This window comes from Azospirillum sp. NS33, from assembly GCF_059703765.1.
Genome location: NZ_BAAKJB010000040.1, coordinates 23963 through 40454 on the forward strand (window position 1 = coordinate 23963; position 16492 = coordinate 40454).

A 16492-nucleotide genomic window follows, 5' to 3' on the forward strand; every position below is an offset into this window, starting at 1 on the left:
CGTCCGGAGCCCTATGCGGGTCCCGACCGGAGGTCCGATGCCGCCGCGCCACCGGAGCGGTGGCCGTGCTGGCGCGGCGAGCGGCCCATCACCCGCTTGAAGGCGGCGCTGAAGGCGCTGTCGGATTCGTAGCCGAGCGCCGGGGCGACCACCGACACGGGCTCTCCGCCGCGGGCCAGCCGGTCGGCGGCCAGCGTCATGCGCCAGCGCGTCAGATACTCCATGGGCGCGACCCCGACCCTGGTTCGGAACGCCTGGGCGAAGCTGGAGCGCGACATGCCGGCCCGCCGCGCCAGCGCCTCCACCGTCCAGCGGTGCGCCGGGTCGCCGTGCATGGCGGCGATGGCCGCCGCCATGCGCCGGTCGGCCAGGGCGAACAGCCAGCCGACTCCGCCCGGCGGCGCCGCCGCCAGGTGGTCGCGCAGGGCCTGGACCAGCATCAGGTGGGCGAGGTGCTGCAGCACCAGGGTGCCGCCCGGCCGCGGCTCGCGCAGCTCGCGCATCATGCGCTCGACCGAGCCGCGCAGCCCCGCCGGTTCGGCGCTGCCGCGCAGGTGGACGACGGCCGGCAGCATGCCCAGCAGGACCGCGGCGTGATCGCCGGCCAGGGAGAAGCGGCTGCTCACCAGGACCGCGCCGGCGCCGGGGCGGCTGCCCCCGTTGTGGACGAGGATGCCGCCGTCGCGCGCCGGCGCGAACACCGCCGCGGCGTCGGCGGGCGGCACCGACGCCCCACCGGCCAGGCGGAACGGCCGGCCGTGCGGCAGCAGGAAGAAGTCGCCGGCCGCCAGCGTCACCGCGCCGGCCACCCCGTCCATGGCGAGGCGGCAGGCGCCGCTCACCACCGCGCCGCACTTGATGGTCCCCGCCGCCCCGGGAAAGCCGATGGCCCACGGGTCGCCGGCGTCCAGGCCGGCCGACAGCAGGCTACGCGGGCGCAGCAGGGACAGCACATCGGAGAGCGGGTCCATGGGGCCATTCCGGACGATCGCGACGGTGTTCCGGAGCCTACAGCATGGATCGTACCGCCGGAACCGCTATCGTCGGGGCCAGGCCACGGCACCAGCCGGACCACAGATTGCGCGAAAGGATCACGCCCATGCATGTCTTCGTCACCGGCGCCAGCGGCTTCGTCGGCTCGGCGGTCGTGGAGGAATTGCTGGCCGCCGGCCACCGGGTGACCGGGCTCGTGCGCTCCGACGCCGCCGCCGCCGGCCTCGCCACGCGGGGCGCCACGGTGCGGCGCGGCGACCTCACCGACACCGACGGGCTGCGCCGCGCCGCCGCCGAGGCGGACGCGGTCGTCCACACCGCCTTCATCCACGACTTCACCCGCTACCAGGAGAGCTGCGCGATCGAGCGCGGCGTCGTCGCCGCGCTGGGCGCCGGACTGGAGGGCACGGGGCGCCCGCTGATCGTCACCTCCGCCACCGGCATCCTCTCCGTCGGGCGGGCGCTGACCGAGGACGACCGGGCCACCGCCGCGACCGCCACCAGCCCCCGCATGGCCTCGGAGGAGGCCGCGGAGGCGGTGGCGGCGCGCGGGGTGCGGGTGACGTCGGTCCGCCTGCCGCCCTCCGTGCACGGGGCCGGCGACCACGGCTTCGTGCCGCACCTCGTGGCGCTGGCGCGGCGCACCGGCGTCTCGGCCTATGTGGGCGAGGGCGCCAACCGCTGGCCGGCAGTGCACCGCCGCGATGCCGCCCGGCTCTACCGCCTGGCGCTGGAGGCGGCCGCCCCCGAACCCCGCCTCCACGCCGTGGCGGAGGAGGAGGGGGTGCCGATGCGGACCATCGCCGAGGCGATCGGCCGCGGCCTCGGCGTGCCCGTGGCCAGCCTGCCCGCCGCGGAGGCGGCCGGCCATTTCGGCTGGTTCGCCCATTTCGCGGCGCTGGACGGACCGGCCTCCAGCCACCTCACCCGCGAGCGGCTGGGCTGGCGGCCGACCGGACCCGGCCTGCTGGACGATCTGCTCGGAACCGACTACTTCGCACCGCCCGCGTGAGTCGGACCGGCCGCCGGACGGGCCTCAGCGGGAGGCCCACAGCCGCGGGTCGAAGGAGAACCGCCGAGTCGAGAGGACGTCGACGCCGGTTGCCAGCGGGTGGGCGGGATTGAGGAGGAGATTGGCGCTCTCCGGCACGATCGCCGACGGCACCTGGAGAACCGGGGTGCGGCGCTCGGCCAACCAACGGTCGCCAAAGGCGCGCGGATCGTCCGGCAGGTCCGTCACGGCTTCCACCGGCAGGTCATCCAGGCCAATGGCGAGCAGGACGTAGTCCTCTGGGATCAGATCGGGGGGGAGATCGAGATGAACGCGCACCTCCAGAACGGCGAGCGCCGCGGTCGAGGCCGCGTAGACCAGCGGGTGTCCGGGGGTGTTCCAACGCCCCCCAAACCGCCGCGCACCCTCGCCCGTCAGGTCGGCGAAAGGCGCACGGCAGAGCCGCCATGCCCGCATCAGGCAGCGATGCCGTGCGCGATGCGCCCGAGCAGGGTCTCCACCTCCCGTGCGCCCTCGTCGGTGTCGAGCAGGTCAAGCGGGCGTTCGCCGGCCAGCACCGTTGTGGGCCGGCGCAGCCACGCAGCGGCTTTGGGCGGGGTTCCGAACGTGTCCTCCGCCAGGGCCACGACCCGCGCGACGCGGAGCAACCGGTCGGACTGCTCGGGCGTCAGCGAGCCGACCTTGCGGCGGTTGGCGAGCGTCCTGCGCGGCAAGACCACCCGGTCGATCTCTCCCGCCGTCAGTCGGCCCGTATCGAGCAGGTGCTGCACGGCCGCAACCGGCAAGCCTTGACGGACCGCGCGGACCAGGTCGAGGCCGCCATGGATCGCGCGCCCCATGACCGGCCGGCCACCGACGATCTCTGCCGTTCGCGTTGGATCGATCACGGACGTTTCCTCGTTCGGCCATTTGCCCCTATAACATGGCGAAATGGCCGGTCGGGCGCAAGGCACCAAAGGTCCGGGATTGCCGGAGGCCGGGCAGGCCGGGCAAGCTGGGGTCCGCCCCTCACTCCAGGCGCAGGAGGGTGTGGGCGAGCGCCGCGGTCAGCGCCGCGGCGTCGGGGAGCTGCACGACGCCGTCGACCGCGGCGGCACCGGCCAGGCCGAACACCGTCTTGCCGAAGCGCAGGGCGAGCGCCACCTCCGACAGCGTGCCGTAGCTGTCGCCGACCGCGACCACGGCCCGGCTGGCCCGGGCGATCACGGCGTTGCGGGCCTCGCCGATGCCGGTGGCCACGGGGATGGTGACGAAGGGGTTGGCGGCATCGGCGTCGTCCCCCGGAAGCAGGCCCACGACGACGCCGCCGGCCAGGGCCGCACCCCGCGACGCCGCCTCCATGATTCCGCCATGACCGCCGCACACCAGGGTCAATCCGCAGCGCCCCAGCAGCGCGCCGACCGTCTCGGCGACCGCCGCCTGCGCCGCGGTGGCCTCGCGCGGGCCGATCACGCCGACCGGGGCGCGCTCCGGATGGCCGCTGTCGCGCTGCAGCCAGGACAGCGCGCGCTCGGCACCGACGCGCTCGACGAAGGGCGGGGCCTGCATCGGCTCCCAGCGCCGGGTGCGGGGGTCGAAGGCGCGGCCGCCGTGCAGGAGGCGGCCGGTGTCGGCGTCAATGGCGAACATGCGTGCTCTCGGTGGCGGCGACGGTCAGCTCGGCGACCGCCATGATGAGGGAACAGATGGCCAGCAGCACCAGCGACACCGCCGCCGCCAGGGGGAAATCGGTGCCCGCGTCGGACACCAGGCTGTAGAGGCGCAGCGGCAGGATGTTGATCTGGCTGCCCACCAGGGCCAGCGCTGTGCCGTAGGCGCCGACGGCGACCGCGACCACCAGGCAGAAGGCGGCGAAGGCGGTCGGCGCCACCTGGGGCGCCATCACGTCGACCAGCGCCCGCAGACGCCCGGCCCCCAGGGATTCCGCGGCGTCGAGCTGGCGCCGGTCGAAATTGGCGAAGACCGGCAGCAGGATCAGCACCACCCGGGGGATGAGGTAGTAGGCGTAGGCGATGACCAGGCCGGGCTCGCTGTAGAGCAGGGCGGCGATGGCGGCGGGGTCGAGGCCGAGGCGGGCCAGCAGCAGGGTCACGAAACCGGCCCGGCCCAGCACCAGGATGAACCCGTAGGCGACGATCAGGCCGGAAAAGGTCAACGGCAGGGCGATCAGCACCTGCGCCACCGCCCGCCGGGCCGGCGGCAGGCCGGACAGATGCAGGGCGACCACCATCCCGACCGCCAGGGAAAGGGCGCCGGCCGAGGTCCCCAGGGCCAGCGAGCGCGCCAGCGCGTCGAGCATGTCGGCGCGCGCGACGAAGCGGGCGAAGGCGCCGTCGTCGAACGCCTCCACCCCGACGGCCGCCAGCGGCAGCCCGAAGAAGAGGGCGAGCACCACCAGCCCGGGCAGGCCGAGGGCCAGGTTGCGTGTGCCGCGCGCCATGGCGCCCCCCCTCGTCGCGGTCCGCATCAGTTGCCGAGCGCCGCCTTGGCCCAGCCGGCGTCGATCTCCGCCTTCCGGGCGGCGGCGGCGGTGACGTCGAGCGGCTTGACCTGCGGGGTCGCCGGCATCTTGTCGGCGACGCTGGCCGGCAGCGCGACGCCGGGCACCGCGGGGCGCACGAAGCCTTCCGCGAACAGGCGCTGCCCGGCCTCGGTCATGGTGAAGTTCAGCCACAGCTTGCCGGCGTCGGGGTTGGGTCCGTTCTTGACCAGGCTGATGGCGTAGGGGGCGGTCACCGACGCCTCGGCCGGCACGATCGACACCGCATCGGCCATGCCGTCGGTGTGGCGGGCCTTCAGGCAGTCGTTCTCGTAGGCGATCCAGATCGGGATCTCACCCTTGATGAACTTGGCGTAGGGGGTGGTGCCCTCGATCCGCAGGACGTTGCCGGCCTTGTGCAGCTTGCCCAGGTAGTCGATGCCGGGCTGGACGTTGTCGGTGTCGCCGCCGTTGGCGGCGTTGGCGGCGAAGACGACGACCTGGCCCTGGCCGGTCGAGCGCGGGTCGAGGTAGACCACCGAGGCCTTGTAGTCGGCCTTCAGCAGGTCGGCCCAGCCCGTCGGCGGGGTGGGGACCAGCTTGGCGTTGACGCAGAAGCCGACGGTCAGCGAGTGGATGGTGAACCAGCGGGAGTCCGCGTCGCGGAACACCGCGGGCAGGGCGTCGTGGTTGACCGGCTCGAACGGCTCCAGCAGGCCCTTGGCCGCGGCGTCGACGGCGCTGGCGGCGAAGTAGTAGGCGGTGTCGGCCTGCGGCCGGCCGCGGGCCTTGTCCAGCGCCACCACCGTCGCGGCGGAGCCCAGGTCGTTGTAGGTGATCTCGACATCGGGGTAGCGCGCCTTGAAGGCGTTGAACAGGGCGCGCCAGTTGGCCCAGGTCGGGCCGGTGTCGAAGGAGACCACGATCCCCTCCTCGGCGGCCTTGGCGTAGAGCGCCTTCTCGCCCGGATAGAGCTCCGGACCGTCGGTGACCGTCTGGGCGGTGACCGTCTGGGCGGTGGCCGGCAGGCTCGCGGCGAGCGTGGCGGCAACGGCGAATGCGATGCTGGTCCTCATGGCGCGGCTCTCTCGGTTCGTTGGGGTGGGTCGGCGGGAAGCAGGAGGATGCGGTCGGGAGCGACGTGGACGGTGGCGACGGCGTCGCGCGACGCCGTCTCCCCCACCAGGAGTCCCCCGTCCACGGCCAGGTCGAACCGGCGCAGCGCGCCGAGGAAGCGGTCGCGGACGACCCGGCCGCAAAAGCGGTTCACCTCCGGTCCGGCGGCGCCGGCGGGCAGCGGCTGCACCGCCTCGGGCCGGATCAGGACGGTGACCGACGCGCCGTCGGCGTGGCCGTGGGCCGCGCAGGCCAGCGGACCCAGGGGCGTGTCGACCCGCGCCGGGCCGCGCACCACGCCGTCGAACAGGTTGGCGTGGCCGACGAAGCCGGCGACGAAGCGGTTGGCCGGCCGGTCGTAGAGGTCGCGCGGCGCGGCGAGCTGGAGCAGGCGCCCCTCGGCCATCACCGCCACCGTGTCGGCGATCGACAGCGCCTCCTCCTGGTCGTGGGTCACCAGCAGCGTGGCGATCGAATGCTCGCGCTGGACCGCGCGGATCTCGTCGCGCATCGCCGCCCGCTGCGCGGCGTCCAGGGCCGACAGCGGCTCGTCGAGCAGCAGGGCGCGCGGCCGGAACACCAGGGCGCGGGCCAGCGCCACGCGCTGCTGCTGGCCGCCGGAGAGCTGGCCCGGGGCGCGGTCGAGGAGGGCGCCGAGGCCGGCGCGCTCCAGCGCCTCGCCGGCCCGGCGGCGGCGCTCGGCCGCCGGCAGGCCACGCAGCTTCAGCGGGTAGGCGACGTTCTCCAGCGCGCTCATGTGCGGGAACAGGGCGTAGCTCTGGAACACCACGCCCAGCTCGCGGCCGGCGGGCGGCCGCCGGCCCATGTCCTGGCCGGCGATCCGGATGGCGCCCCGGTCGGGGAACAGGAAGCCACCGACCAGCTTCAGCAGGGTGCTCTTGCCGCAGCCCGACGGGCCGATCACCGCGCAGAACGCACCGGTCTCCACCGGCAGCGTCACCCCCTCGACGCCGGCGCCGCCGGGTGCGTAACGGAAGGCGACGTCCTCGATGGACACGCTCATGCCACGGCCCTCCCGGCGACCGCGACGCCGTGCCCGGCCTTGGCCGAGGCGACGGCGGCCAGGGCGGCCAGCACCAGCAGCACCATGGTCGCCGCGCAGGCGAAGCCGGTGGCGCCGTAGAAGGCCTGCAGCAGAACCACCGGATAGGTGCGCGACAGGAAGCCGGCGATCAGGTTGGACATCTGGAACTCGCCGATCGACAGCGCCGCCACCATGATCAGGCCGGAGGCGAGGCTGTGCCGCACGCTGGGGATCACCACGTCGCGAAACCGCGCCCAGACTCCGGCGCCCAGGGACTCCGCGGCCGCCTCCAGCGTGGCCAGGTCGAGGTGGCGCATGTCGGCGACCAGGGTCTGCATCAGATAGGGCAGGGTCAGCACCACATGGGCCGCCACCAGCAGCCAGGTGCTGCCGAGGAAGGGCAGGGCGTCGGAGGAGAAGACCAGGATGAAGCCGAAGCCCAGCACCAGGGGAGGGGCCGCGATCGGCAGCAGGTAGAGGATGCGGGCCGCCACCCGCACGCCGCGATGGGCGGTGGCGTAGATGGCGTAGGCCAGCGGCAGCCCGATGGCGGCGGTGACCGCGCAGGTCGCGGCGCAGACGATCAGGCTGGACCGGAAGGCGCGGATGAAGCTGGGATCGGCCAGCAGGTCGGCGTACCAGCGCCCGGTCAGCCCGGTCGGCAGCAGCGTGTTGGTCCAGGCCTCCCCCACCGAGCCGAGCGCCAGCAGCAGCATCGGGGCGAGGAGATAGGCGAGGTAGATCCAGGTGACGATGGCCACGGCGGCGTTCCCGTCCGATCAGGCGTTCTGAACGAAAACTTACATATCACGCCGGAATGACCGTTTGATGACATGCCGCCGGATTCCTTCGGCGGCCTGGCGCCGGTCAGCCGAGGCCCAGATAGACCGCCGCCACCCCCTCCAGAACCTCCTCCACATCGGCGCACAGCCGCAGTCCGTCCACCGCCGGGGGATCGCCGATGCCGAAGACGGGGCGCCCGAAATGGAGGGCGAAGGCGATCTCCGACAGGGTGCCGTAACCGCCGCCGACCGCCACCAGGGCCAGCGCCGCGCGGGCGATCACCGCGTTGCGGGCGGAACCGAGCCCGGTGGCGATCGGCACCGCCACACCGTCGTTGGCCCACCGCCAGTCCTCGCCGGGAAGCAGGGCCAGCGGCAAGCCGCCGGCCGCCAGACAGGCCCGGCTGCAGGCGTCCATGATGCCGGCACCGCCCCCGGTCAGCAGGGGTATCCGCAGCTCGCCGAGCCGGTGGCCGAGGCGGTCCGCCAGCCGGCGCTGCGCGTCGGTGGCGTCGCGCGGGCCGATGACGCCCAGCGGGACACGGCGGGCCGGAACCGCCCCACCGTAGAGAAGGCCCAGCGCCGCCACCGCCCCCACCGGCCGCGCGTCGCCGGGGGGCGGCCCGGCCTCGCTCCAGCGCAGCGACCAGCCGTCGAATCGCGCGGTCTCGCGGTGCAGGGAGCCCTGGCCGGGCGAATGCAGGAGGGTGGACATGGTCGTTCCGTCCGGGGGCGCCGCTCATATGGAAGAAAACCAACACGCGCGGCGGCAGATTACCATCGCCGCCGCCGCCATGGCGATATAGGATCGTCGCGCCCGCCGCCTTCACTTCCGGATCGACCGATGCACGATGCCGCCGATTCCACCGACGACCACGGCGACGCCGGGCCGGGCGCGGCGGCCGGCGTGACCGCCCGGCAGAAACGCATCCTGGCGATCGTCGCCGGCCAGGGCTTCGCCACCGTCGACGCGCTGGCGCGGGAGTTCGACGTGTCGGCCCAGTCGATCCGGCGCGACATCATCCGCCTGGACCGGGCGGGGCTGTTGCAGCGGTTCCATGGCGGTGCCGGCCCGCGCGAGGCGACGGTGCGCCTCGGCTACACCGAAAAGCGCGGCCGGGCGGCCGAGCCCAAGCGTCGGATCGCCGAGCGGCTGGCGGCCACGGTTCCCGACGGCGCGGCGCTCTTCCTCGACGTCGGCACGACGGTGGAGGCGGTGGCCCGGGCGCTGACCGGTCATTCCGGACTGCGCATCGTCACCAGCAGCCTGCCGGCCGCCATGGTCTTCGCCGGCCATCCCAGCGCGGAGGTGGTCGTCACCGGGGGCATCCTGCGCGGCGCCGACGGCTCGCTGATCGGCGACATGGCCACCGCGAGTCTCCGCCGCTTCCGGTTCGACCTGGCGGTGATCGGCTTCTCCGGCATCGACGACGACGCCACGCTGATGGACTTCGACCTGCAGAAGGTCGCCGTCAAGCAGGCCGCCCTCGCCGCGGCGCGCCGGACGACCGCCGTCGGCGAGGCCTCGAAGCTTCACCGCTCGGCCCTGGTCCGCGTGGCATCGCCCTCCCAGTTCGACTGCCTGGTCACCGACGCACCGCCGCCGCGGCGCGTCGCCGACCTGCTCGACGCCGGCGCGGTCGAGCTCGTCATCGGCTGACGGCCGGCGCGCCACCCGACGCGCCCTGCCAGGCCGGCCCGCACACCCTTGCAGGATCACTGTTGGGCGATCATATTATCCGTCAACGAACACAATGCCGCCGCGCCGCCCGCCGACCGCCGGGGAGGGGGACCCGGCGGACCGAAGGGGGGAAGGCCATGGAAGGTTCCGGGGCGACGCTCCAGGACCGCGCCGGGACGTCCTGCGTGCGGCTGGCGGTCACCCGCCGCACCGACGCGGCGGAGGCCGTGGAGGAGCTGGCGGCGGGGTTGCAGCAGGACGACCCGTCGCTGATGCTGTTCTTCTGCTCCGCCACCTCCGACCGCGCACGCCTCGGCCCGGCGCTGCGGGCGCGCTGGCCGGAGGCGGAGATCGCGGGCTGCACCACCACCCGGGAGATCACGCCGGACGGCTACGCCGCCAACTCGATCATCGGCATCGGCCTGGGCCGCCCCGACTTCTTCGCGGTGACGCGGCGCATCGACGACCTGACCACCTTCGGCATCGAGCGCGGCCAGACCCTGGTGGACGACGCACTGGACGAGATGTCGGAGCGCACCCAGCCGGCCCGCCGGCCGGTGCAGATCTTCGCCATGCTGCTGATCGACGGGCTGTCGTGCTGCGAGGAGACGGTGGTGAGCTCGCTGCAGAGCGTGCTCGGCCACATCCCGCTGGTCGGCGGCTCGGCCGGCGACGACCTGGCGTTCGAGAACAGCTGGGTGCTGCACGGCGACGGATTCCACGACAAGAGCGCCGTGCTCATCCTCGTCGCCACCCACCACCCCTTCGAGGTGTTCAAGACCGAGCATTTCGTGGCGTCCGACAAGCGCCTGGTGGTGACCGCGGCGGCGCCGGACCGGCGCATCGTCTACGGCATCAACGGCCGCCCGGCGGCGGCCGAGTACGCCCGCCTCACCGGGGTCGGCCCCGAGGAGCTGACGCCGGCGGTGTTCGCCGCCAACCCGCTGCTGGTGCGCTCGGGCGGCGGCAACTACGTGCGCTCCATCCAGCAGGTGAACCCGGACGGCAGCCTCACCTTCATGTGCGCCATCGACGAGGGGCTGGTGCTGCGCCTGGGCCGGAACATCGGGATCATCGAGGACCTGGAGCGGCGCCTGGCCGAACTGCGCGAGCGGCTGGGCACCCTGCAGCTGGTGATCGGCTGCGAATGCATCCTGCGCTTCCTGGAGCTGCAGCAGAAGCAGCTCACCGCCCAGGCCGGGCGCATCCTCGCCGACAACAACGTCGTCGGCTTCTGCACCTACGGCGAGCAGTTCAAATCCATGCACATCAACCAGACCTTCACGGGAGTGGCGATTGCCCAGTTCGACCCTGGAACGGATCGGCCGGCCTGACCCCGCCGGCGACCGCCGCCCGGATCCCGCCGCGGCCGAACGCATCGCCGCGCTGGAGAGCGAGGTGGAGCGGCTGACCCGGGTGAACACGGCGCTGATGGACCGGGTCGAGCGCAACATGGAGCTGCATGGCAGCGCCTTCGCCCTGTTCCAGACGGCGACCCTGCTGGAGCAGCAGGTCCGCGAGCGCACCCGCGCCCTGGAGGCGGTGCTGCGCGACCATGCCGGCTCGATCCGCGACCTGCAGGCGGCCAAACGCGAGCTGGAGACCGCGCAGGACCGCCTGAACGACGCCCTGGAGGCGGTTTCCGACGGCTTCGTGCTGTGCGACGTCGACGACCGCATCGTCGTCTTCAACGCCAAGTTCCGCGAGCTGTGGCGCGGCATGGGCGAGGTGCTGCGGCCGGGCGAGCCGTTCGACCGGCTGATCGCCCAGGCCATCGACGGCGCCCTGGTGCGCAACGACAAGGAGGCGCGGCGCTGGCTGGACATGCGGGCGCGGCGCCGGTTCCGCCAGACGCCGCTGGTGCTGGAGCTGGCCAACGGCACCTGGCTGCGCATCTCCGAGCGCCAGACCCGCGAGGGCGGGTCGGTCGGCATCCACAGCGACGTGACGTCCATCAAGGCGCTGGAGCGGCGGCGGCGGGAGCGCGAGCTGGCCGCCAAGTCGACGCTGTTGCAGGCGACCCTCGACAACCTCTCCCAGGCGGTGTCGGTGTTCGACGCCAACCTGGAGCTGGTGGCCTGGAACCGCCGCCTGGCCGAGCTGCTGGGCATCCCCGAGGACCGGCTGCACAGCGGTGCCGCGCTGGAGGAGTTCCTGCACATCCCCGCGGTGCGCCGCCAGTTCACCGACGACGCCATCGCGCCGCGCGAGCTGGAGCGCGACCTCAAGGCGGCCCGCCATTTCCCGCCGCGCTCCCTGGAGATCGCCTGCGCCGACGGGCGGGCGCTGGAGGTGCGCAGCAACCCGATGCCCACCGGCGGATTCGTCACCACCTACACCGACATCACCGACCACCGCCATTCCGAGGAGGCGCTGCGCGACAGCGAGCGGCGCATCCGCCTGGTGACCGACGCCATGCCGGCGCTGATCGCCTACCTCGACACCGACGAGCGCTACTGCTTCACCAACAAGGCCTACGAGGGGTGGTTCGGGCGGCCGCGCAGCGAGATCGACGGCCGCCGCATGGCCGAGGTGCTGGACGACCGGCAGTACAGCCTGCGCCAGCCCCAGGTGGAAAAGGTGCTGAAGGGCGAGCCCCAGGAGTTCGACTTCGTCTCCGACCTGCCCGACCGCGACGGCCGGGGCGGCGAGGGGCCGACCTACGCCCACGCCATCTACGTGCCGCACCGCGCCCCCGACGGCACGGTGCAGGGCTTCTTCGCGCTGATCCAGGACATCACCGAGCGCAAGCGCACGGCGTCCCAGCTCGAAGAGGCCAACCGCACCCTGGAGCGCCGGGTCGCCGAGCGCACCTCGGAGCTGACGACCGTCAACGACGAGCTGCGCCAGCAGGTGGCCGAGCGCTCCGCGGCCGAGGTCGCGCTCCGCATCGCCAAGGCGGAGGCCGAGCGGGCCAACCTGTCGAAGACGAAGTTCCTGGCGGCGGCCAGCCACGACCTGCTGCAGCCCCTGAACGCCGCCCGCGTCTTCGCCGCGGCGCTGGCCGAGCGGCGGCTGGGCCAGCGCAACATGGAGCTGGTGGACAACCTGACCCAGTCGCTGGAGACGGTCGACGAGATGCTGACGACGCTCCTCGACATGTCCAAGCTGGACGCCGGGGTGCTGCCCACCTGCATCGCCCATTTCGAGCTCGACACCCTGCTGCGCCACCTCGCCACCGAGTTCCAGCCGCTGGCGCTGGAGCGCGGGCTGGCCCTCAAGGTGCACACCTGCGGCCTGGTGGTGAAGAGCGACGCCGCCCTGCTGGGGCGCATCCTGCGCAACTTCCTGACCAACGCCATCCGCTACACGCCCTCGGGGCGCGTCGTGCTGGGCTGCCGGCGCGACGCCGAGGGGCTGCGCATCGGCGTCTGGGACACCGGGGTGGGCATCCCGCCGGACAAGCTGGAGGAGGTGTTCCAGGAGTTCCGCCGCCTCAAGGGCGGGTCCGACAAGCTGAGCCGGGGCGCCGGCCTGGGCCTGGCCATCGTCGAGCGCATCGCCCGCCGCCTCGACCACCCGGTGCTGCTGCGCTCGACCTCGGGCCGCGGCTCCATGTTCGCGGTGCGCGTCCCCTACGGCGACCGCAGCTTCATCGAACCGGGGGCGCCGCCGTGCCCGGCCAAGGGGGCCGGGGCCATCGCCGGAGCCTCCCTGCTGGTCATCGACAACGAGCCGGCGACCCTGACCAGCATGGCCTCGCTGCTCCAGGAATGGGGCTGCGAGGTGCTGACGGTGGAGACGGAGGAGGAGGCCAGGGCGGTGATCGGCGCACGGCGCGACGCGCTGGACCTGATCGTCGCCGATTTCCACCTGCACGACAACCGCACCGGGCTGGACGCCATCCGCACCATCCGCGAGCATTGCGGCCGCTACATCCCGGCCGTGGTCATCACCGCCGACCGCACCCCGCAGATGCAGGCCGCGGTGAAGGAGCACGGGCATCAGCTGCTGTCCAAGCCGGTGAAGCCGGCCCGCCTGCGCGCCACCGTGGCCCACCTGCTGAACCGCCGCGGGGTGTAGGGCGGCGCGGCGTTTGCCCCGCGGCCGCCGGCGTGGGAGCATCGGCGCCGACCCGCCACCAGCCCCCGGGACCGCCGCCATGGACATCCGACGCGTGACCTTCGACACCCTGACCGCCCGCGCGGTCCACGACCTGCTGCGCCTGCGCCAGGACGTGTTCGTGGTGGAGCAGGCCTGCCCCTACGCCGACATCGACGGCCAGGATGCCGGCGCCATCCACCTCGTCGCCCTGTCGCCCGGCGACGGGGCGCCGATCGGCTGCGTGCGCTGCCTCGGCCCCGAGGGCGCGCCGGAGACCGGGCCGGTCGCCGCCGTCCGCTTCGGCCGGCTGGCGGTCCACCCCGCGGCGCGCGGCACGGGCCTGGGCCGGCGCCTGGTCGCCGCCGCTCTGGAGTGCCTGGACGAGACCTGGCCCGGCCACCCCGTGGCGATCGGGGCGCAGCTCCACCTGGAGGGATTCTACACCGGCTTCGGGTTCCGCCGCACCGGCGAACCCTACGACGACGTCGGCATCCCTCACGTCGCCATGCGGTTGGCGCGCGAGGCGCCGCCGCCCCGCCAGAGCGTTGCCGGGCGCTCCACGTCATCCAAGCGCCCGTAGCCCGCCGCCACGCGCGTCGAGGGCCGGCGCCGCACGTCCATCCGTTGTCGACCCGCACGGGCAGTCACAACCTTTTCGTGAAGGTTGTTCGCCGGCACCAGCGCCCGGTGTGCCGCGCGGTGCTGCTGGCGGCCGCCATCCGCGGCCTGCACGTCACCGGCATGCCCGCGGCCGTGCTGCCCCCCGACCCGTTGCCGGTGCCGTCGACCGGGCGCCGGGCATCGGCATGGCCGGCCGCCGCGGTCGCGGTGATTGCGACGGTGATCATGGCGCTCAGCCTGGCGAGCCCCGCCGTCGACCAGCGCCTCGCCGATCATTCCGCTCGCGACACGACCCTTCTCCGGGCAAGCGAGGAGCGGTTCCGGCAACGCGCCGACGCGACCTCGGAGGGGATCATCATCCACCGCGGCGGCGTCATCCTCGACGCCAACCGGGCGTTCGCCAGCCTGCTCGGGCACCCCCCAGAAGCATTTCATCGGCCGGTCCGTTCTGGAGTTCGTGGCACCGGAGCATCGCGCGGCGATCCGCCGCATGGCCACCCATGACGCGCTGACGGGCCTTCCCAACCGAACCTTGTTTCGATACCGGATCGACGTGGCGCTGGGCAACGCCGGGCGGCAGGGCCACTGCGTCGGCGTCCACTCCCTCGACCTGGGCGGCCAGCGGATGGCGGTCGGCGGCTTCGAGGCGCTGGTTCGGTGGAAGCATCCCGAGCATGGCATGATTCCCCCCGTCCGATTTCATTCCGCTTGCGGAAGAAGCCGGGCTGATCATGCCCTTGGGCGACTACGTGCTGCGCACCGCCTGCCGCGAGGCGGTGTCGTGGCCGAACGACGTGCGCGTCGCCGTCAACCTGTCGCCGGTGCCGTTCCGGCGGGACGGCGCGGCCTCCTCGATCCGCACCATCCTCGCCCTGGTCCGCAGTCTCGGCATCACCGTGACCGCCGAGGGCGTCGAGACCCCGGCCCAGTTCCAGATGCTGAAGGACGAGGCGTGCGACCAGGTCCAGGGCTTTCTGATCGGCCGCCCCGCGCCGGTCGCCAGCCTCACCGTCGGCGGCCACCCGATGGCCCTCGCGGCCCCCGCCCCGTCCGTTCCGGTGGCGCAATGATCCCGTCCGGCCCGCCTGTGGCTCGGTGCCGCGGGGGCGACAGCGGGGCCGGGCCCCCTCGACCTATGGCAACGGGGACACCGGGTCACGGCGCGGGGGCGGGTCGGTCGCCGCGGCCGGGCCGGTGGCCGGTCCGATGAAGGCCCCGAAGGCGCGGCTGCCGTCGCCGGTGGGAATGGTGGCGACCACCGCCAGGGTGGCCGTGTCGATGACGCTGAGCTCGTTGCTGAACCAGTTGGCGACGAACACCCGGCGGCCGTCGGGGTGGGCGGCGATGCCCTCGGGGTACTCGCCCACCGGGATGGTGGCGCGCACCGCCAGGGTCGCGGTGTCGATCACCGTCACCGCGTTGCCGAGCTGGTCGGTGACGAACGCCAGCCCGCCGTCGGGGGTGACCGCGACGGCGTAGGGCATCGCGCCGACGGGAACGGTCGCCACCACCGCCAGGGTGTCGAGGTCGAGCACGCTGACGTCGTTGCTGCCGACGTTGGCGACCCAGGCGCGGCGTTCACCGGGACCGACGGTCAGGCCGAACGGATGGTTGCCCACGGGGACGGTGGCCGCCACGCGCTCGCCCGCCACCACCGACACGGTGCTGTCGTCGCGGTTGGCGACCAGGACCAGGCCGCGCCGGGCGGCGACGGCCACCCCGGCGGGCGCCCGGCCCACCGGGATCTCGGCGCGGGTCTCCAGGCTGTCGGCGTCGAGCACGAAGAGGCGGTTGCCGTACCAGTCCGCGACGTAGACGCGGCTGCCGTCGCCGGCCACGGCCAGGCCGAGCGGCCCCTCGCCCACGGCGCGGTGGAGGTCGACCACCCGGCCCGCCACGTCGATGCGCTGCACGCTGCGGTCGTCCGGTCCGGTGACGAAGACGTGGCGCCCGCCGGGTCCGGCGGCGACCCCGGCCGGGGCGCCGCTGACCGGCACCGTCGCCACCACCGTCTGGGTCGCCGTGTCGACCACCGAGACGGTGTTGGCGGCCTGGTTGGTGATCCAGGCGAGCTGCGCCGCCGCCGGGCGGCCGCCGAGCAGGAGAACGGCCAGGACGGCGGCGATCGCCGGCGCCGCCATCTACTTGCGTTCCGCCAGGGTCTTGATGTTGGCCAGGCCGGCCTCGTAGACGCCGGAGACCGCGGCGCGCGCGGCGTCGTCGCTGTACTTCTCGGGCGGGTCGTTGTTGGGATAGCCGCGGTAGAACGCACCCTTCCATTCCACGACCGAGCCGCCGCCGTCGCCGGGCTTGACCGACAGCCAGGACGAATAATTGGTCACCGGCAGCACGTCGATGTCCACGTCGGTGATGCGGTAGAAGTACATCATCGCCTTGGGGTCGTGCTTCTCCAGGGTCTCGGTGATCGTCGGGCCGCCCTTGAGGGTGAGCACGCGCACCGAGCCGGGGGTGTTGCCGTCGGTCGCCTCCGTCGTCTCCACCACGGGGTGCCAGCGTTCCATCGCCCCGAAGTCGCCGATCAGCGCCCACACCGTCTCCGGCGGTGCCGCGACCGCGACGGTCTTGGTCACCTTCTGGCGCGTCGGGCCGTGGGCGTCGGCGTGCATCGGCGTCGCCGCGACGACCGCGGCGGTGGTGGCGGCCAGCAGCAGCCCCAGTCCTCTCATGAGTCGTGTCCTCTTCTTCGTGAACGTCCGTG

General features: G+C 73.5%; 18 protein-coding genes. 7 read left to right on the forward strand and 11 right to left on the reverse strand.

What is annotated here, in order from left to right:
- Positions 1–11: 11 nt before the first annotated feature.
- Positions 12–971 carry an AraC family transcriptional regulator gene (locus tag AC6H2I_RS25910; protein ID WP_497503660.1) on the reverse strand — a complete coding sequence of 320 codons (960 nt, stop codon included), beginning with the start codon at positions 969–971 and terminating at the stop codon, positions 12–14.
- 128 nt (positions 972–1099) lie between these two features.
- On the opposite strand from AC6H2I_RS25910, the gene AC6H2I_RS25915 reads away from it, so the two are divergent.
- Positions 1100–2005: an SDR family oxidoreductase gene (locus AC6H2I_RS25915; protein ID WP_497503661.1), complete on the forward strand. Its 906-nt coding sequence runs from the start codon at positions 1100–1102 to the stop codon at positions 2003–2005.
- 24 nt (positions 2006–2029) lie between these two features.
- On the opposite strand, the gene AC6H2I_RS25920 is transcribed toward AC6H2I_RS25915, so the two are convergent.
- From AC6H2I_RS25920 to AC6H2I_RS25955, 8 genes are all read right to left on the reverse strand, one after another.
- Entirely contained in the window at positions 2030–2461 is a 432-nt protein-coding gene (locus AC6H2I_RS25920) for an RES family NAD+ phosphorylase (protein WP_497503662.1), read from the reverse strand.
- Positions 2461–2892, reverse strand: coding sequence for an Xre family toxin-antitoxin system antitoxin (locus tag AC6H2I_RS25925; RefSeq protein ID WP_497503663.1), 432 nt, complete (start codon positions 2890–2892; stop codon positions 2461–2463). Before AC6H2I_RS25925 ends, AC6H2I_RS25920 begins: the two co-directional genes overlap by 1 nt.
- Before the next feature lie 121 nt (positions 2893–3013).
- The gene (locus AC6H2I_RS25930) at positions 3014–3634 is read right to left on the reverse strand and encodes a TIGR00725 family protein (RefSeq protein WP_497503664.1); all 621 of its coding nucleotides are present in this window, start codon (positions 3632–3634) and stop codon (positions 3014–3016) included.
- Positions 3621–4445, reverse strand: coding sequence for an ABC transporter permease (locus AC6H2I_RS25935; protein ID WP_497503665.1), 825 nt, complete (start codon positions 4443–4445; stop codon positions 3621–3623). Before AC6H2I_RS25935 ends, AC6H2I_RS25930 begins: the two co-directional genes overlap by 14 nt.
- 26 nt (positions 4446–4471) lie before the next feature.
- Positions 4472–5560: an extracellular solute-binding protein gene (locus tag AC6H2I_RS25940; protein WP_497503666.1), complete on the reverse strand. Its 1089-nt coding sequence runs from the start codon at positions 5558–5560 to the stop codon at positions 4472–4474.
- On the reverse strand, positions 5557–6624 hold the full coding sequence (locus AC6H2I_RS25945; RefSeq protein ID WP_497503667.1) for an ABC transporter ATP-binding protein: 1068 nt from the start codon (positions 6622–6624) through the stop codon (positions 5557–5559). Before AC6H2I_RS25945 ends, AC6H2I_RS25940 begins: the two co-directional genes overlap by 4 nt.
- Positions 6621–7406: an ABC transporter permease gene (locus AC6H2I_RS25950; protein WP_497503668.1), complete on the reverse strand. Its 786-nt coding sequence runs from the start codon at positions 7404–7406 to the stop codon at positions 6621–6623. The genes AC6H2I_RS25945 and AC6H2I_RS25950 overlap by 4 nt, the downstream gene beginning before the upstream one ends.
- A gap of 106 nt (positions 7407–7512) precedes the next feature.
- Positions 7513–8142, reverse strand: a complete 630-nt coding sequence (locus tag AC6H2I_RS25955) for an SLOG cluster 4 domain-containing protein (RefSeq protein WP_497503669.1) — start codon at positions 8140–8142, stop codon at positions 7513–7515.
- Positions 8143–8271: 129 nt separating this feature from the next.
- Here AC6H2I_RS25955 and AC6H2I_RS25960 point away from each other — a divergent pair, with 129 nt between their 5' ends.
- The 6 genes from AC6H2I_RS25960 to AC6H2I_RS25985 all read left to right on the forward strand — a co-directional run bounded on the left by AC6H2I_RS25960 (position 8272) and on the right by AC6H2I_RS25985 (position 14843).
- Entirely contained in the window at positions 8272–9087 is an 816-nt protein-coding gene (locus AC6H2I_RS25960; RefSeq protein WP_497503670.1) for a DeoR/GlpR family DNA-binding transcription regulator, read from the forward strand.
- Positions 9088–9245: 158 nt separating this feature from the next.
- The gene (locus AC6H2I_RS25965; protein ID WP_497503671.1) at positions 9246–10442 is read left to right on the forward strand and encodes an FIST N-terminal domain-containing protein; all 1197 of its coding nucleotides are present in this window, start codon (positions 9246–9248) and stop codon (positions 10440–10442) included.
- Positions 10405–13131: a NahK/ErcS family hybrid sensor histidine kinase/response regulator gene (locus AC6H2I_RS25970; protein WP_497503672.1), complete on the forward strand. Its 2727-nt coding sequence runs from the start codon at positions 10405–10407 to the stop codon at positions 13129–13131. The genes AC6H2I_RS25965 and AC6H2I_RS25970 overlap by 38 nt, the downstream gene beginning before the upstream one ends.
- 79 nt (positions 13132–13210) lie before the next feature.
- Positions 13211–13732: a GNAT family N-acetyltransferase gene (locus AC6H2I_RS25975; RefSeq protein WP_497503673.1), complete on the forward strand. Its 522-nt coding sequence runs from the start codon at positions 13211–13213 to the stop codon at positions 13730–13732.
- 44 nt (positions 13733–13776) lie between these two features.
- Positions 13777–14277 carry a PAS domain-containing protein gene (locus AC6H2I_RS25980; protein WP_497503674.1) on the forward strand — a complete coding sequence of 167 codons (501 nt, stop codon included), beginning with the start codon at positions 13777–13779 and terminating at the stop codon, positions 14275–14277.
- A 227-nt stretch (positions 14278–14504) separates the two neighbouring features.
- Positions 14505–14843 (forward strand): EAL domain-containing protein, encoded by a 339-nt coding sequence (locus AC6H2I_RS25985; protein WP_497503675.1) that lies wholly within the window; start codon positions 14505–14507, stop codon positions 14841–14843.
- 63 nt (positions 14844–14906) lie between these two features.
- Here AC6H2I_RS25985 and AC6H2I_RS25990 read toward each other — a convergent pair whose 3' ends face one another.
- Together AC6H2I_RS25990 and AC6H2I_RS25995 are read right to left on the reverse strand one after the other, a co-directional pair.
- Positions 14907–15914: a YVTN family beta-propeller repeat protein gene (locus AC6H2I_RS25990; protein WP_497503676.1), complete on the reverse strand. Its 1008-nt coding sequence runs from the start codon at positions 15912–15914 to the stop codon at positions 14907–14909.
- The gene (locus tag AC6H2I_RS25995) at positions 15915–16460 is read right to left on the reverse strand and encodes an SRPBCC family protein (protein ID WP_497503677.1); all 546 of its coding nucleotides are present in this window, start codon (positions 16458–16460) and stop codon (positions 15915–15917) included.
- Positions 16461–16492: the final 32 nt, after the last annotated feature.

Excerpts from the sequence above, each read along its gene's own strand:
- AC6H2I_RS25915 (WP_497503661.1), top strand. The coding sequence starts at position 1,100 with ATGCATGTCTTCGTCACCGGCGCCAGCGGCTTCGTCGGCTCGGCGGTC.
- AC6H2I_RS25920 (WP_497503662.1), bottom strand. The coding sequence starts at position 2,461 with ATGCGGGCATGGCGGCTCTGCCGTGCGCCTTTCGCCGACCTGACGGGC.
- AC6H2I_RS25995 (WP_497503677.1), bottom strand. The coding sequence starts at position 16,460 with ATGAGAGGACTGGGGCTGCTGCTGGCCGCCACCACCGCCGCGGTCGTC.
- AC6H2I_RS25910 (WP_497503660.1), bottom strand. The coding sequence starts at position 971 with ATGGACCCGCTCTCCGATGTGCTGTCCCTGCTGCGCCCGCGTAGCCTG.
- AC6H2I_RS25940 (WP_497503666.1), bottom strand. The coding sequence starts at position 5,560 with ATGAGGACCAGCATCGCATTCGCCGTTGCCGCCACGCTCGCCGCGAGC.
- AC6H2I_RS25975 (WP_497503673.1), top strand. The coding sequence starts at position 13,211 with ATGGACATCCGACGCGTGACCTTCGACACCCTGACCGCCCGCGCGGTC.
- AC6H2I_RS25985 (WP_497503675.1), top strand. The coding sequence starts at position 14,505 with ATGCCCTTGGGCGACTACGTGCTGCGCACCGCCTGCCGCGAGGCGGTG.
- AC6H2I_RS25955 (WP_497503669.1), bottom strand. The coding sequence starts at position 8,142 with ATGTCCACCCTCCTGCATTCGCCCGGCCAGGGCTCCCTGCACCGCGAG.
- AC6H2I_RS25945 (WP_497503667.1), bottom strand. The coding sequence starts at position 6,624 with ATGAGCGTGTCCATCGAGGACGTCGCCTTCCGTTACGCACCCGGCGGC.
- AC6H2I_RS25935 (WP_497503665.1), bottom strand. The coding sequence starts at position 4,445 with ATGGCGCGCGGCACACGCAACCTGGCCCTCGGCCTGCCCGGGCTGGTG.
- AC6H2I_RS25960 (WP_497503670.1), top strand. The coding sequence starts at position 8,272 with ATGCACGATGCCGCCGATTCCACCGACGACCACGGCGACGCCGGGCCG.
- AC6H2I_RS25965 (WP_497503671.1), top strand. The coding sequence starts at position 9,246 with ATGGAAGGTTCCGGGGCGACGCTCCAGGACCGCGCCGGGACGTCCTGC.
- AC6H2I_RS25930 (WP_497503664.1), bottom strand. The coding sequence starts at position 3,634 with ATGTTCGCCATTGACGCCGACACCGGCCGCCTCCTGCACGGCGGCCGC.
- AC6H2I_RS25990 (WP_497503676.1), bottom strand. The coding sequence starts at position 15,914 with ATGGCGGCGCCGGCGATCGCCGCCGTCCTGGCCGTTCTCCTGCTCGGC.